The 16,159-nt window shown below is 45.8% G+C and carries 12 protein-coding genes; 8 read left to right on the top strand and 4 right to left on the bottom strand.

The window, feature by feature from the left end; all coding sequences use genetic code 11:
- Positions 1–215: 215 nt before the first annotated feature.
- Positions 216–1,478, bottom strand: coding sequence for an ATP-dependent RNA helicase SrmB (gene srmB / locus M0413_RS19320; protein ID WP_037414703.1), 1,263 nt, complete (start codon positions 1,476–1,478; stop codon positions 216–218).
- 386 nt (positions 1,479–1,864) lie between these two features.
- On the opposite strand from srmB, the gene M0413_RS19315 reads away from it, so the two are divergent.
- Both M0413_RS19315 and M0413_RS19310 read left to right on the top strand, forming a co-directional pair.
- On the top strand, positions 1,865–5,206 hold the full coding sequence (locus tag M0413_RS19315) for an MHYT domain-containing protein (RefSeq protein ID WP_413739936.1): 3,342 nt from the start codon (positions 1,865–1,867) through the stop codon (positions 5,204–5,206).
- A gap of 2 nt (positions 5,207–5,208) precedes the next feature.
- Positions 5,209–6,204: a response regulator gene (locus M0413_RS19310; protein WP_249555334.1), complete on the top strand. Its 996-nt coding sequence runs from the start codon at positions 5,209–5,211 to the stop codon at positions 6,202–6,204.
- Between the two features lie 32 nt (positions 6,205–6,236).
- On the opposite strand, the gene M0413_RS19305 is transcribed toward M0413_RS19310, so the two are convergent.
- Positions 6,237–6,947 (bottom strand): tRNA1(Val) (adenine(37)-N6)-methyltransferase, encoded by a 711-nt coding sequence (locus M0413_RS19305; RefSeq protein ID WP_249555332.1) that lies wholly within the window; start codon positions 6,945–6,947, stop codon positions 6,237–6,239.
- Positions 6,948–7,516: 569 nt separating this feature from the next.
- On the opposite strand from M0413_RS19305, the gene brnQ reads away from it, so the two are divergent.
- From brnQ to M0413_RS19275, 6 genes are all read left to right on the top strand, one after another.
- Positions 7,517–8,932 carry a branched-chain amino acid transport system II carrier protein gene (gene brnQ / locus M0413_RS19300; protein WP_069453432.1) on the top strand — a complete coding sequence of 472 codons (1,416 nt, stop codon included), beginning with the start codon at positions 7,517–7,519 and terminating at the stop codon, positions 8,930–8,932.
- Positions 8,933–9,013: 81 nt separating this feature from the next.
- Positions 9,014–9,916: a site-specific tyrosine recombinase XerD gene (gene xerD, locus M0413_RS19295; protein ID WP_037430831.1), complete on the top strand. Its 903-nt coding sequence runs from the start codon at positions 9,014–9,016 to the stop codon at positions 9,914–9,916.
- Positions 9,917–10,067: 151 nt separating this feature from the next.
- Positions 10,068–10,793, top strand: coding sequence for a bifunctional protein-disulfide isomerase/oxidoreductase DsbC (gene dsbC / locus M0413_RS19290; protein ID WP_037414691.1), 726 nt, complete (start codon positions 10,068–10,070; stop codon positions 10,791–10,793).
- A gap of 92 nt (positions 10,794–10,885) precedes the next feature.
- On the top strand, positions 10,886–12,610 hold the full coding sequence (gene recJ, locus M0413_RS19285) for a single-stranded-DNA-specific exonuclease RecJ (protein ID WP_249555330.1): 1,725 nt from the start codon (positions 10,886–10,888) through the stop codon (positions 12,608–12,610).
- Between the two features lie 44 nt (positions 12,611–12,654).
- Positions 12,655–12,984 (top strand): hypothetical protein, encoded by a 330-nt coding sequence (locus tag M0413_RS19280; protein ID WP_037430836.1) that lies wholly within the window; start codon positions 12,655–12,657, stop codon positions 12,982–12,984.
- Positions 12,985–13,019: 35 nt separating this feature from the next.
- Positions 13,020–13,439 (top strand): GNAT family N-acetyltransferase, encoded by a 420-nt coding sequence (locus M0413_RS19275; protein WP_249555328.1) that lies wholly within the window; start codon positions 13,020–13,022, stop codon positions 13,437–13,439.
- A gap of 49 nt (positions 13,440–13,488) precedes the next feature.
- Here M0413_RS19275 and ahpF read toward each other — a convergent pair whose 3' ends face one another.
- Both ahpF and ahpC read right to left on the bottom strand, forming a co-directional pair.
- A complete protein-coding gene (ahpF, locus tag M0413_RS19270) occupies positions 13,489–15,066 on the bottom strand; it encodes an alkyl hydroperoxide reductase subunit F (RefSeq protein WP_172589503.1) in 1,578 nt (525 codons plus the stop codon).
- Between the two features lie 109 nt (positions 15,067–15,175).
- A complete protein-coding gene (gene ahpC, locus M0413_RS19265) occupies positions 15,176–15,745 on the bottom strand; it encodes an alkyl hydroperoxide reductase subunit C (RefSeq protein WP_011621596.1) in 570 nt (189 codons plus the stop codon).
- Between the last annotated feature and the right edge of the window lie 414 nt (positions 15,746–16,159).

Here is a 16,159-nt window from a genome sequence, read left to right as displayed (position 1 = left end):
AAAATGTGTCTAAAGATGATGCTATCGAGTTTGTGTCCTGTTACCGCGTCGGTTTAGTTTGCTGAGGATACAATTGCGTAGGAGTAGAGTGTTTTTTGTCATATAGGGTTCCACCCCGTACAAAAATATTTGCTAGGTCAATGAGCATAAAAAAAGCCGCAATTTTGCGGCTTTTAGGCGGAAGTAAGTATCAGCTTATTCCAAGGTTAGAAAACCTAGGACTGTTTTTTGCGGGCAATTTTGCTAGCTTTTTTTGCCGCTTCTTTTTTGCTGGTTTTTTTCGCCGCTTCTTTGGCTTTTACTTTTGCCTTTTTCTTGGATGGAACTCGCGCCTCTTTGTGCTTAGGACGTAATTCCTCAATGATTCGGCGTTTAAGGGGTTGCTCAATATAGCGCTCAATCTTACCAACGATGCGCATATCATGGGCCTCAGCCAGAGAAATTGCCGTACCTTTGGCACCCGCGCGGCCAGTACGACCAATACGGTGGATGTAGGTATCGGCTGAACGTGGCATATCGAAGTTAATCACGTGGGTGATATCATCAATATCGATACCGCGGGCAGCCACATCGGTCGCCAGCAATACATTCACTTCGCCCTTAGTAAAACGACTTAAGGCTTGGAAACGTTTCTTCTGTTCCATATCTCCGCGCATAAAAGCACAAGGGATGCCAGCTTGGAGTAACTGACCTTCGAGGCTAGAGACTACATCGCGAGTCTTCACGAATACGATGGCGCGTTTTACTTCTTCCTGTTTTAACAAGTGGCAAAGCAGGGCAAATTTATGGTCTTTATCATCGGCGAGATGGATCCATTGGTGGATCTTGGCTTTCTCTTTGCGCGGTGCATCAACATCGATTTCGATAGGATCATTAAGCACTTCGCGGGCAAAGCGGATAACACCACTGCCTTCAAGGGTGGCTGAAAACAGCATATTCTGCTTGCGGCCTTGGGCTTCGAGTGCTATGGCTTTTACCACGGCAGAGAAGCCCATATCGAGCATACGGTCGGCTTCGTCGATGATCAATATGTCTACCGATTCCGCACTGAATTTGCCTTTGTCTAAATATTCCATCAGGCGACCTGGGGTCGCGACCAGAATATCGATATTGCCCTTTAAGGCTTCCTCTTGAGGCGCATAGGGTACACCGCCAGTGATAATGGCAATGTTTAGCCCTTGGTCAGTGGCTAAATGGCAGGCATAGCGGTGAATTTGACTCGCCAACTCTCGAGTCGGGGTGAGGATCAACACGCGCGCTTGGCCCGAATAACGGCGGGGGAAGTCGATTAAGTGTTGCAGCGCTGGCAATAAGAAACTGGCGGTTTTACCTGTACCCGTCGGGGCGCGCGCCAAAATATCCCGCTGCTCTAAGGCGTGCGGCAGGGTTTCTTGCTGGATGGTGGTGGGCGTATTGTGCCCCATGGCTTTAAGTGACTCTAATAAGCTAGGGTCAAGCTGGAAATCTTCAAATTGCATGCGCAGCGTCTCGACGAATAATAGCCCAGCATTATAAAGCTTATGCCTGTTAACTTAAATAACTTAATCCCAATGGCTTCGCTTTTCGGTGACGGGGTTGATAGAAAGGCCTCTTTTACTCTGAACCCCACAGATAAATTCGCAGTGATAATGTGATTTGTCGCATTTTGAGGCAGACAATTGGTAAAACTTGTATAAGATAAAAGTGATTTTTGTAACAAATGTCTGGCGTTTATTAAGAGTGTTTGATGGATTGTATCCGCGTGGTTTGGCGTTTAAGCAATAAATCGATGCCATTTATAGACCATACTCATCATTTTATGGCCCCTAAGCGTTAGCCCTAGTTGAATTGGCAAAACATTTCGGCGTGATTCTATTTATCTAATATGGGCTTGAATATTATGATTTTTAATTGGTTATCATCTTTTTTTACTTCATCTCAAGATAGCCTGTTACTCAATGTTTATTACGACCCTTTATTGGTCGCTATTTCTATTTTTATTGCTATTTTTTCTGCCTTTATGGCGTTTCAAGTTGCGACACAAGCTGCACGAACCCAATCTAAATCGCGACAGCAAATCATGTTATTCACAGGGAGTCTTGTCCTCGGTGGGGGCGTGTGGTCAATGCATTTTATTGGCATGCTGGCCTTTAATTTATGCACTCCAGTTTCTTATCAGTTTGGTCTTACTGCCTTATCGGTGTTACCCAGTATTGCAGCCTCGTGGGTGGCGCTTAGCCTACTATCTCAACCACGTATTCGGTTTCCCCAAGTATTGATTGGCGGTGTTTTAGTGGGTGTCGGTATTGGGGTAATGCATTATGTGGGGATGGCTGCCATGGATATGGCGCCATTATTGCGTTACGACCCTCTAATATTTGCTCTGTCGATTATCGTTGCGGTGATTTTAGCCATTATTGCACTTTGGGTTCGTACTGGACTGAATCAGTTTATCTCATCCAGCATGAGCACTATTACGAGTAATTTTATTGCCAGTATCGTGATGGGATTGGCGATTGCTGGTATGCATTACACGGGTATGGCGGCGGCACGTTTTGTTAAACCCGCTGGACTAGAGCTTAGCGAACAAACGTCTGAAATTTCGTTTTATCTTGCGCTCGGGGTATCGATTATTACCGTCGTCATTATCTGCTTAGTGCTGATTGTGAATGTGATCTTTAAATATAAAGATCTGTCTTTACTCGCTAAATCAAATGAAGATCGAATGCTGGCTATGATGGATACCGCAGTGGATGGCATTATCACCATCGATGGTCAAGGTATTATCGTTAGCGTAAACCAAGCGGTGACGCGTATCTTGGGGTGGCCCTCGACAGAGTTACTTGGTAGCAATGTCAAAAAAATTGTGCCTGCCTCCATTCGCCCCCAGCATGATAGTTATATCGCTCAATATGTTAAAACCCGTGAGGCACAGATTATTGGTACGGGGCGAGAGGTGCTGGCGCAGCATAAAAATGGCCATTTAGTGCCCGTCCGCCTCGGTATTGGGCATATGATGCAAGGCAAATCCCATTACTTTGTCGGTTTTATTTCCGATCTCAGCCAGCGAAATGAGATGGAGCAAGAGCTGAAAAATAATGAAGCCAAGCTGAGATCGTTGATCAGTAATATCCCCGGGGTGGCCTATCGCTGTATGAATACTCAAGGCTGGCCCATGGTTTACATCAGCGATGCGGTATTTAATATCACGGGATACCCAGCTTCAGATTTTGAGCTTCCTAACGCTAAACGTTTATTCTCTTCGCTTTATTATCCCGATGATGTCGATACTATTTACGCACAAGCACAGCCACCAACCTTTTCAATGGAATACCGTATTATCCGTGCCGATGGTGAGGTGCGTTGGCTGTTTGAGCATGGAAATTATATTTTTGATGAGCAAAATCCAGACGGGTGGATTGATGGTTTTATCATGGATATTACTGAACGTAAGGTAATGGAGCAGGATCTGGTGGCCGCGAAGAATAATGCGGAACAAGCTGCCGCCGCTCGCTCAGCCTTCTTGGCCAATATGAGCCATGAGATCCGTACCCCAATGAATGCCATCATAGGTTTTAGCGATATTTTGTTAGAATCATCCTTGGATTATGAGCAACAAAAGCAATTATCAACCATTAATCGTTCGGCCAAATCATTATTGCATTTACTCAATGATGTTTTAGACAGTGCCAAACTCGACAAAGGCAAGCTGGAACTTGAAACCCGCGTTTTTTCTTTAACGGCTGAAATCGATACTGTTATCTCAACCTTGTGGTTGCAGGCCCAAAAGCAGCATTTATTACTGGAAGTGGATATCGCGCCAACGATGGGAACCCACTTTATGGGGTCGCCTGAGCGGATACGCCAAGTGCTGCTCAACTTAATAGGTAATGCTGTTAAATTCACAGCTGAAGGAAAAGTGACCGTAAGAGTTTTCTCTCCGTTAGACAATCAAGTGACATTTGAAGTTATCGATACTGGGATTGGCATGTCGCCAGAGCAGCTTGAGCGAGTGTTTGATGCCTTTTCCCAGGCGGATGCCTCTATGAGCCGTAAATACGGTGGTACTGGCTTAGGTACTACTATCAGCAAACAATTAGTAGAGTTAATGGGCGGGCATATTGAGGTTGAAAGCCGCTTAGGTTTGGGTAGTACCTTCCGATTTACAATTCCTCTCATTCAAAGTGTTGAAAACTTGACTCTACCGAGTTATGACAAGGTGTCACTGCCTCCATTAACAATACTGGTAGTTGATGATATTCAACAAAATATTGATCTGCTTTCAGTATATTTAACTCGACATGGACATCGAGTGATTACTGCCCGTGATGGTGAGCAGGCTCTATTACGAATGCAAAGGCATGATATTGATATCACCTTAATTGACTTACAGATGCCAGTAATGGATGGCTTAACCGCAGCAAGGCGTAGACGCCAACAGGAGCTTGAATCCGGGTTAACCTACATGCCGATGATTGCGTTAACAGCGAGTGTGCTTGAACAGGATAAACTCGAGACAAAACAAGTAGGAATGGATGGTTTTGCTAATAAACCCATTGATTTTTATTTATTAAATGTCGAAATCGCCCGCGTATTAAACCTTGAACTGTCCACACAGTCATTCGATAAAAATGAGCCCGATCTCAATGCCATCATCGATGAGCAAAGAGGGATACAACTCTGGGGAAGTAAAGCAAAGTTTATCCAAGAATTAGAAAAGTTTATCGCTCAATGGCCCGAAAAGTCTCGGCAGCTTGAGCAGGCAATTAACCAATCGGATCGGGATGCGATTGTCCAGCAAGGTCATGGATTAAAAGGCATTTCTGGCAATTTAGGCTTATTCCGTTGCATGGCCTTGTTTGCGGCATTAGAGCAAATGGCTGACTCAGAGCCACAGGTTTTAGTGGCTAGACAGCAGTTATTCAATGAACTTGAATCAACCATAGTGCAGATCACTCGTTATGTGCAGCAACTCGCTCACTATAAAGACGTGCAGATATCTACTCCTCAGACTGATCCAAACCAAGCTTTACCGCATATTGATGCTTTAATTGCGGCAGTACAACACCACTCCTTTGAAGAAGCTGATTTAACCGCCATTGAAAATCTATCGGTCCATCAACCCATGGTAAACACCATTGTTGATGCCCTCGATAATTTTGATTTTGATATTGCCCATACTGAATTAGTTAAGTTGCGGCTTGTCATTAGCTCACATAAGGAATAGCTATGCAGATTGCGACTGACGATAAGAAGACCTTATTACTGGTAGACGATGAGCCAGTTAATTTGCGGGTTTTGAAACAAATATTGCATCAAGACTATCGTTTGATTTTTGCTAAAAGTGGTGAAGAAGCATTGCATCTTGCCAAGGTTGAGCTGCCTGCTTTAATTTTACTCGACATCATGATGCCTGATATGACGGGTTTAGAAGTATGCCAAGCACTTAAAAGCATGCCTGAAACCCTGCCGATTCCTGTGATCTTTGTGACTGCGCTTAACGACGAGCATGATGAGGCGGCAGGTTTTGACGTAAGTGGCGTTGATTACATAGTCAAACCTGTGTCACCAACCATAGTTAAGGCTCGCGTTAAAACCCATCTCTCCCTTGTGCAGGCAGATGAATTACGTCGAACACGTCTGCAAGTTATTCAACGCTTAGGTCGCGCCGCCGAATATAAGGACAACGAAACCGGCACTCATGTAATGCGCATGAGCCACTATGCTCAAATCTTGGCGTTGGCCTATGGTCTTAGTGAGGCACAGGCGGATGACTTATTACATGCAGCACCTATGCATGATATTGGTAAGATTGGTATTCCCGATAGCATTATGCTTAAGCCTGCTAAACTCACCAAAGACGAGTTTGCTATTATGAAAACTCACCCCCATATCGGTGCTGAAATTATCGGTGAAGCCGATTCTGAGTTGTTACGGTTAGCAAAATCAGTGGCACTTACCCATCACGAAAAATGGGATGGTACGGGTTATCCAAATGGCCTAAAGGGAAAAGACATCCCGCTTGAGGGGCGCATCGTTGCCCTTGCTGATGTGTTTGATGCGCTCACTAGCAAACGTCCTTACAAAGAAGCTTGGTCGATTGCAGAAACGATGGCCTATCTTCATGAACAGAGTGGCTCCCATTTTGATCCTGAATTAGTGCAGTTATTTACCGAAAATTTAGATAAAGTGATTGAAATTAAAAATAAATGGATAGATAAGTAGCCATTGGTTTATCAGGCGTCTAACTAGCATGCCTATAGCTTAAGATAGAAATCCTTTGTCAGTTCGACCATTTGATTCGTGTAACTTCCCTCTAATCCACGGATGGTGAATATGGTTTGTAGGCACTGGCTCCCCTGTGTTTTAGTCAATAACAGCAAAACGCGATTGGCGGCTTTATTCTCCACACTTTTAACCTGTACCTCTTGCCTGAGATAAAGTGCGAACTGATTTAGGCAGACTTTAAAGCGTATAAGACTTTGAATCGGCAATATAAGACTTGCAGAACCCTCAGGTGATAAGCATTGGGAGATTGCTTTTAGCAATGGCTCAAATCCTAATGTATCGGTATGGCGCGCCATCGCTCTATGCTGGTCGTTCGCCTTGGGGCCATGTTCGAAGTAAGGCGGGTTGCAGATGATATGGTCAAAATATCCGTAATACTGAGTTTGCTGGCAAAAGTCTTGAATATCGCTATGGATAATACTGAGCCTGTCCGCCCAAGGACTTTGCACCATATTGAATTGGCATGCGGCGGCGGCTTTTTCCTCAAGCTCCACCGCGGTGATCTGCCCAAGGCTTCGCTGCGCCGCCATTAAACTCAATAATCCACTTCCGGCCCCTATATCTAGAATGTGTTTTGCCTGAGCAAGCGGTGCCCATGCGCCTAATATCACGCCGTCGGTGCTAACGGGCATGCCACAATTAAGATCATCAATGTGGAATTGTTTAAAGGTAAAAGCCATGAAAACTCATTTATCCGATGAATAAGGGAATGCGATTTAAGATCGTGGCTATTTTAAAGGGCGAGTTGTGCTTTCGCTAAGATTTTTATGGTTATGAGTCGGGCGCATTGATGTTTAAAGATTCGTCCTGAAACGCCAACATACCCTAATCGCTCTATTCTTCCAATGAGATCGCGTTTTTGTATTTTTGTGCTGTTTTGAGTCTAAGTTCACTTAATTGGCGGTTTAATTTATTACCTTGGTAACTCATTGTTAGCAGTTAATTAGCATTGGAACGCTTTTTTCGATAAAAACTATCTTACCTGTTGTATTGGTTTTTGAATTCTGGTATTAGTTTCGCCCCCATTTTTAATCAATTTTATGATTAACGGATAGGTGAACGGGTTTTTAGATGAATAAATCGGCAATGACGCCAATTTTTAGTTCATTTTTGTTTATAAACTCAGCAGATATCGCACATATTTACCACGGAATTGTGTAAACATAGATTTGCACTCCGGATGGGCTTTGTTTTAGCTATGGCTAATCGACACATAATCACTTAAGTTTATTAAAAACAATAAGACAAGATGGGGCTTTCCGTGCAAGACAATCAGATGAGTATTGGGGATACATTAGGCTTAGGTTTTATGACCTTCGCGTTTTTTTTGGGGGCGGGTAACTTAATTTTTCCTCCCTTTGCGGGGATGTTAGCTGGGGAGAACATGCTCCTTGCAATGCTAGGGTTTCTCATCACTGCCGTAGGTTTACCTTTGGTCGGGCTCATTGCTGTTGCTAAGGCTCAAGGTAAGGTTATGGCGATGTTGCCTGTGTTTGCGGCAACGGCATTAGCCATTGCGATTTATATCATCATCGGGCCTGCATTTGCTGCGCCGCGTACCGGTCTAGTGGCCTATGAAATCGGTGCTAAGCCCTTTATTGATAACACCACAGCAACCATTATGCTTGGCAGTTTATCGCTTAATCTGTCGCAACTAATTTATACCTTGTGCTTCTTTACTGTGACTATGCTGCTGGCATTGTTCCCCGGGAAATTACTCGACAGCGTCGGTAAAGTATTAACCCCTATCCTATTGTTATTACTAGTAGGTTTAGCCTTGTCTGTGGTGTTTTTACCCGCTTCTGATGTTGGTGCGGCCGTAGGTGATTACAAGAACCATCCGCTGACTAAAGGTATCCTTGAAGGCTATAACACTATGGATACTTTGGCATCTTTGATGTTCGGTATGTTGATTATCGATCTGCTGCGTAAAAAGGGCATCGAGCAGCCTAGCGCACAGACTAAGTACCTTATTCGCGCTGCCTTTATTGCCGCAGCGGGTCTTGCCTTTGTTTATGTGTCATTGTTCTTTTTAGGTGCCACGGCGGGTGATATTGCCGCAGGTGCTAAAAATGGCGGTGAAATTTTAACTAACTATGTGACCCGTGAGTTTGGCAATTTAGGCACTGTGTTGTTATCGGCAGTGGTAACGCTAGCCTGTTTAACTACGGCGGTGGGATTAGTGAGTGCATGCTCTGAGTTTTTCAATGAGCTAATGCCAAAGCTGTCTTATCGTTTTCTGGTGATTATATTAAGCGCTATCTGTGCTGTGATTGCGAACGTTGGGCTGTCACAACTGATTAATATCAGTATTCCGGTATTAATGACGGTTTACCCTGTGGCTATTGCACTGGTCGCGGTAACCTTTTTAACTGAATATTTCCCTCGTCCGCAGTTTGCTCACCGTGCGACCCTGTCTGTGGCACTCCTGTTTGGCATCTTTGACGGTATGAAGGTTGCCGCAAAAAGCCTCACGGGTGAAGACGGTAAAGGCGTGACTGAAGCGGCGCAAAGCTTTATCGATCTGGTCAGTGGTATGTCTCCCACCCTGTCTCTCCTACCGCTGTATGAAGAGGGAATGGCGTGGTTATTGCCAACCTTAGTTGTCATTGTGCTGTGTTTAATGATTCGCGGTGGCGGTGCAAAAGCAGTCACTGCCGCCTAAATAAAGGCGACTGCCAGTCGCGGAGAAATTAAGTTAATATCAACGGCGTATCTACCATACGCCGTTTTTTATGGAGTTTTCGTGGCTAAAACCTATCAGTGTGATCCGCTTATTGATGCATTTCTTGATGATCTTTGGTCTAGTAAGGGCTTAAGTGACAATACCTTGAGTGCCTATCGCACCGATTTACGCCATTTTGATCGCTATCTGCAAAGCCAAGGATTGGGTTTGTGCGATGTGGGTCAAGCTGACGTTCGTGCTTACTTAGCTTATCGGGTCGAGCAACAATTTGCCCGCACTAGTAGTGCACGTTTGCTGAGCAGTTTACGGCGTTTTTACACCTATTTATTGCAGACCAAGCAGATTGCAGGCGATCCCATGGCACTGATTGAATCGCCTAAGTTAAGTCGGCATTTACCTGATTCTCTAAGCGAGTCACAGGTTGATAGGTTACTGGCTGAGCCCAATGTGGACGACCCCGTTGAATGCCGTGATAAAGCCATGCTGGAGTTGTTATATGCCACCGGACTGCGGGTGAGCGAGCTGGTGGGATTAACCATGGAGCAGATGAGCTTGCGCCAAGGCTTAGTGCGGATTGTGGGTAAGGGCGGTAAAGAGCGTTTAGTGCCAATGGGTGAGGTAGCAATAACCGCCGTAGAACATTATTTAACTTCGGCGCGGCATGAACTCTTAGGCTATGTTCAATCTGACGTGGTGTTCCCTTCAAAGCGCTCGCAGATGATGACGCGGCAAACCTTTTGGCATCGTATTAAGCTCTACGCGAGCCGAGCTGGAATTGAAACTGAATTGTCACCCCATACATTGCGTCATGCCTTCGCCACCCATTTACTCAACCATGGCGCCGATCTTAGGGTTGTACAATTACTTTTAGGTCACAGTGACTTATCGACAACTCAAATCTATACCCATGTGGCCCGAGCGAGATTACAAGAGTTACATCAGCAGCATCATCCACGGGGATAGGCTTTGTGGATCACAAAACCGTGAATGGTTGAATTTAGTTACAGTATAAATTTGCATTCTATTTGGCTTGTCTGTAACTTTTTGCCCCCATACAGGGTCTATTAACCTGACCCATATGTCGCAGTAGCGATTTACTTAATAGGAAGTCCCCATGAAGTTGACCCGAGCATTATCTTTAGTTTTCGCGCTTGTTGTTGCGCCTCTGGCCAGCGCCGCAACGGCGACCACTCCAGACACTGCTGCGATTAAGCAAAAACTCAGTGAAATGTTAGATGTTGAAGTGATTTCAATGCAGGATTCGCCCATCGAAGGTTTATATCAAGCTATGACTAATCGCGGCGTGCTCTATATCAGCCGTGATGGTTCAAAAATGTTCCACGGTAATTTATACGATCTTGATAAAGGGATGAAAAACCTGACTGAAGCTGCACTTGCAGGCCCACGTTTGGCGATGATGAAACCGCTTGAAGATCATATGTTGGTGTATAAAGCGAAAGATGAAAAACACGTTGTAACTGTGTTTACCGATGTGAGCTGTGGTTATTGCCGCAAGTTACATAGCCAAATGGCCGAGTATAACAAGTTGGGTATTACCGTACGTTACTTAGCCTTCCCACGTGCGGGTGTGCCATCTGCCAATGCCGATGAAATGCAGGCTATTTGGTGTGCTAAGGATCCATTAAAAGCCATGACAGAAGCCAAGGCGGGTAAAAAAGTCTCTGCCGCGACCTGTGATGCTAAAATCGCCGAACAATACGAATTAGGTACCAGCTTTGGTGTTAACGGCACGCCTGCTATCGTGTTAGAAGATGGCAATATGATCCCAGGATATCAACCACCTGCGGATTTATTACGTACTTTAGAAGCGCGCCAATAGTCGCAATTCGGCTAAACTTATCCCATTAAAGGTGAGCCTAAAGCTCACCTTTTTGTTATCTTAGCCCCATGATTGTTTAAGAGTTTGTTCCCTTGATCCATAAAATAATCCGTCGTCCAACCGTTGATGATAGCCATTTACCCGCTCACCTTCCGCCGTTGTTAAGACAGCTCTATGCTCGCCGTGGTGTTATGCCCAACGAATGCGAACTGGTGCTCAAAGGCCTGTTAAGACCCGATACTATGAAGGGGTTGGATAGCGCCGCGAAGTTGATTGCCGATGCTATGCAGCAAGAAAAGTCGATTCTGATCGTTGGCGATTTTGATGCCGACGGCGCCACTTCAACCAGTGTGTGCCTGTTAGCGTTACGGATGATGGGGGCGAGTAAGGTCGATTATCTGATCCCCAATCGCTTTGACTACGGTTATGGCCTAAGTCCTGAGATTGTCGAAGTAGCGGCATCCAAACACGCGCAATTGCTGATCACCGTCGATAATGGCATTTCTTCTATCGAGGGCGTTGCTGCTGCAAAAGCCTTTGGTATGCAAGTGGTGATCACCGACCATCACTTACCCGGCCATGAGTTACCGGCTGCCGATGCCATAGTGAATCCCAATCAGCCCGGTTGTCAGTTTGCCAGTAAATCCATTGCTGGTGTGGGGGTGGCTTTCTATCTGATGACGGCGCTTAGGGCAGAGCTGCGCGCTCGTCACTGGTATCAAGCCCGCGGTATTGCCGAGCCTAACCTTGGCACTCTGCTGGATATTGTCGCCCTTGGTACAGTGGCCGACGTGGTAGCCCTTGATACCAATAATCGTATTCTGGTCGAGGCGGGATTACAGCGGGTACGCAGTGGTCGTTGCCGCGTGGGCATTACTGCTTTACTGGAAGTCGCGAAACGCAATCCAGCTCGGATTGTTGCCTCTGATTTTGGTTTTGCCGTGGGGCCAAGACTCAATGCCGCCGGCAGGCTCGATGAAATGGCGCTCGGGGTTGAAACCTTGCTGTGCGAAGACATGATGTATGCAAGGCGGATGGCGGCAGAACTCGATAGCCTCAACCAAGAGCGACGTGAGCTTGAGGTGGGGATGCAGCAAGAGGCGCTGAAAAGTCTTGAATATCTAAAGCTTAATGAAGAACAGCTCCCATGGGGCATTGCCCTCTTTCAAGAGGATTGGCACCAAGGGGTTATCGGTATTCTTGCCTCGCGAATTAAAGATAAATACCACAGACCTGTTATCGCCTTTGCCGACGCGGGTAATGGCGAAATTAAAGGCTCGGCGCGCTCCATCAAAGGTTTGCATATGCGCGATCTGCTTGAGTTAGTTAACTCCCGCCATCCGGGGCTGATTTGTAAATTTGGCGGCCATGCAATGGCGGCAGGTTTAACCTTAAAGTCCGGTGGCTTTGCAACCTTTGCCAAAGCCTACGATGATGCAGTGCGCGAACTATTAAAGCCTGAGCAGCTGACGGGCGAGCTTTGGTCCGATGGCGAGTTAACTCCGACGGAACTTACCCTCGAAATCGCCCAGTTACTGCGTAATGCCGGACCTTGGGGGCAGTCCTTCGAGGAGCCATTATTCGATGGTTATTTTAAGATTATCCAGCAGCGAATAGTGGGAGAACGCCACCTTAAATTAGTGCTTGAAACCCCATGTAGTACCCTGATGTTAGATGCGATTGCCTTTAATGTGGATTTACACACTTGGCCCGATGCGACGATTCAACATGCGCGTATCGTCTATAAGTTGGATGTGAACGAATATCGAGGTAATTTCACCTTACAGTTGATGGTCGAGCAAATCGAGCAGATGTGATCCGCGCTGATAGCGGGCAAATAGAGGTGAAAAGGAATTTTAGATTGAAGTCATTATCAGACAAAAAGATTCGCCAGTTACTTAAGCGTTTTGCTTGGATATATGCGGTTTGCCTTTGTATTCCCTGGATTTCGGCGGTCTTGACTACAAAGGCACAGGGGCAAACCTTGATTATCGGCATTTGGCCAGCTGCCTCATTATTTTATTTTCTTGCTTATCGCCACTTGGCTAACTCTTTTCGATTTGAGATCAATCGCCATCTTGCTTTTAGCTATCACGGTGGTGGCTCCTTTGCTGGAGCCATGTATTCATTGGCAAAAGTGGTGTTGCTGGGCATGGTGTTGATGATATTTATGAGTACAAAACATACCTAGATTAAGCGGTATTTAACGCTATATTGGAGCGATAAATGGAATATCGAGTCAGCAGTGAGCTATCGGAAATGGATTTTGATGTTATCCATGGTTTTATTTCCAACAGTTATTGGGCGCAGGGCATGCCTGCTGCGCTGCTGCAAAAGGCGCTTAGCAACAGTTTATGTTTTGGAGTATTTGATAAGGATAATCAACAACTTGCTTTTGCGCGACTGATTACCGATAAAGCCACCTTTGCCTACCTTGCCGATGTGTTTGTCCTCGAATCCCACCGCGGCTTAGGTTTAAGTAAGATGATTATGGCAGCAATTATGGAACATCCTGATCTGCAAGGATTAAGACGCATAATGCTCGCCACTCGCGATGCCCACGGACTCTATGCGCAATTTGGTTTTAAAGCGGTCGATGCACCAGAAACCCTAATGCAAATTCGGTTTGAGAGTCCTTATCAATAAAATAGCCAGCGTAAGCTGGCTATTTTATTGGGCGGTTAATTATTAAAGATTAAGCCGCTTTGGTGTCTGTGGTTTCGGTACTGTCATCGCTATGGCGAATTAAGTAATCAAATGCACCCAGTGAGGCATTGGCACCGCTACCCATAGCGATGATGATTTGCTTGTAAGGTGAGTTAGTTACGTCACCTGCGGCAAATACGCCTGGTACTGAGGTTTGGCCGCGCTCATCGACGATGATTTCGCCGCGAGGAGTCAAATCCACAGTGCCTTTTAACCATTCGGCATTAGGCACCAAACCTATCTGTACGAAGATCCCTGCCAGTGCGATATGGTGGCTTTCACCCGTTGCACGGTCGGTGTAGTTCAGGCCATTCACCCGAGTACCATCGCCTGTCACTTCTGTGGTCATCGCCTGAGTAATGATTTTGATGTTACCCATAGAGGCCGCTTTACGTTGCAATACATCGTCAGCGCGCAGTTTGCTATCAAACTCGAGTACTGTGACATGCTCAACGATGTTGGCTAAGTCGATGGCCGCTTCGATACCTGAGTTACCGCCACCGATAACCGCTACACGTTTGCCTTTAAATAATGGGCCGTCACAGTGTGGGCAGTAGGCTACGCCTTTACCGCGGTATTCTTTCTCGCCGGGGACGTTCATTTCGCGCCAGCGGGCACCGGTTGCCAGTAGTATGGTACGGCTACGCAGTTTCGCGCCGCTTGCCAATTCGAGTTCGAATAAGCCATCGCTCGCCAGTTTAACGGCTTTTTGGTTATCCATGATATCGACTTCGTAGTCACGCACATGGGCTTCAAGGTTTGCCACTAGTTTTGGACCTTCAGTCGCTTTAACCGATATAAAGTTTTCGATACCAACAGTTTCTGCGACTTGGCCACCGAATTTATCGGCCACCACTCCAGTACGTAGACCTTTACGGGCGGCGTAAATCGCTGCCGCAGCACCAGCGGGGCCACCACCGACGACTAAGACTTCGTATGGGGCTTTTTGGCTGAGTTCTTCGGCTTTACGGCTGGCTGCGCCAGTATCGAGTTTATTTAAGATCTCACCGATGCTGATACGACCTGCGGCAAACACTTCGCCGTTTAAGTACACAGACGGTACGGCCATGATGTTGCGGCTGGCGACTTCATCCTGGAACAGGGCGCCGTCGATCATCACGTTGGTAATGTTCGGGTTGATCGCGGCCATCATATTCAGCGCCTGAATCACATCAGGGCAGTTCTGGCAGGTGAGTGACACATAGGTTTCAAACTCATATTTGCCGGGTAGATTACGGATCTGCTCAATGATGTCGTCGCTGAGTTTGATTGGGTGTCCACCCGTGTGCAGCAGGGCTAACACGAGTGAAGTAAATTCGTGACCCATAGGCAGACCAGCAAAGCTAATCTGAGTATTGAGTTCTGGGTTTACCACTGTCATCGCTGGCGTGCGTTGGCCTTGAGCTTCTTTAAGGCTCACGAACGTTGAAAGGCTAACGATGTCATTGGCTAAGCTTTTTAATTCTTGAGACTTCTTGCTTTCATCTGCTGACACGACAAGTTCAACTGGTCTCTTGAGGTTTTGCAGATAGGTTTGCAGTTGATTTTTTAAATTCGCATCTAACATGATGACTCCAAATCAGCGTAAAAATTGAAAAATATTGAAAAACGCGAGGGGTGCCAATCTGACTCATGCAGGGGGGAGTCAGATTGGCGGGGTTGACCTTTAGGCGAGATTAGATTTTGCCAACGAGGTCTAAAGATGGTGCTAGGGTTTCGTCACCAGGTTGCCATTTAGCTGGGCAAACTTCACCATCGTGAGTCGCAACGTATTGAGCCGCTTGGATCTTACGAACCAGTTCTTGAGCGCTACGGCCGATACCTAAGTCATGGATTTCAGCAACTTTCACTTGGCCTTCTGGGTTGATCACGAAAGTACCACGGAGTGCTAAACCTTCTTCTTCGATCATCACACCGAAGTTACGGCTGATCACACCAGTAGGGTCTGCCAGCATTGGGAAGTTGATCTTCTTAATAGTGTCAGAAGTATCGTGCCATGCTTTGTGAGTGAAGTGAGTGTCAGTAGAAACTGAGTAAACTTCAACGCCCATTGATTGTAACTTAGCGTAGTGATCCGCCATGTCGCCTAATTCAGTTGGGCAAACGAAAGTGAAGTCTGCTGGATAGAAGAATACAACTGACCATTTACCTAACAGATCTTGTTCTGTTACAGGCACGAACTCACCATTGTGGTAAGCAGTGGCTTTGAATGGTTTGATGGTGCTGTTGATAATTGATTGAGTCATTTTATGCTTCCATTTAGTTGATTATGGTGAATTTAGTGACGGGCATTAGCTTGTTCCCCCGTCGATGAGAAGTATATTACTGACCTAACGACGATAAATATAACGGATAAAAACTATCATCCTAATCGATTTTATCGAATTTATTGGGTTTGATATGATGGATTAATCGATTTTTCAGCACTGGCGTGTCTTAGCGGCTAATCGATTGTTTAATTTGGTTATGTAGCGTTAGGGAAGGGTAATAAAAAAGGGATATCGACGATATCCCTTTAAACATAAAAACGGTTGCAACAAGCTACTGAAGTTCTAGGTTCTAGGTTCTAGGTTCTAGGTTCTAGGTTCTAGGTTCTAGGTTCTAGGTTCTAGGTTCTAGGTTCTAGGTTCTAGGTTCTAGGTTCTAGGTTCTAGGTTCTA

It is taken from the genome of Shewanella sp. 8A, from assembly GCF_023475945.1.
In the GTDB taxonomy this organism is placed as follows: domain Bacteria; phylum Pseudomonadota; class Gammaproteobacteria; order Enterobacterales; family Shewanellaceae; genus Shewanella; species Shewanella xiamenensis.
Note: the sequence above shows the minus strand (reverse complement) of the source record. Positions and strands in the feature narration are given on the sequence as shown.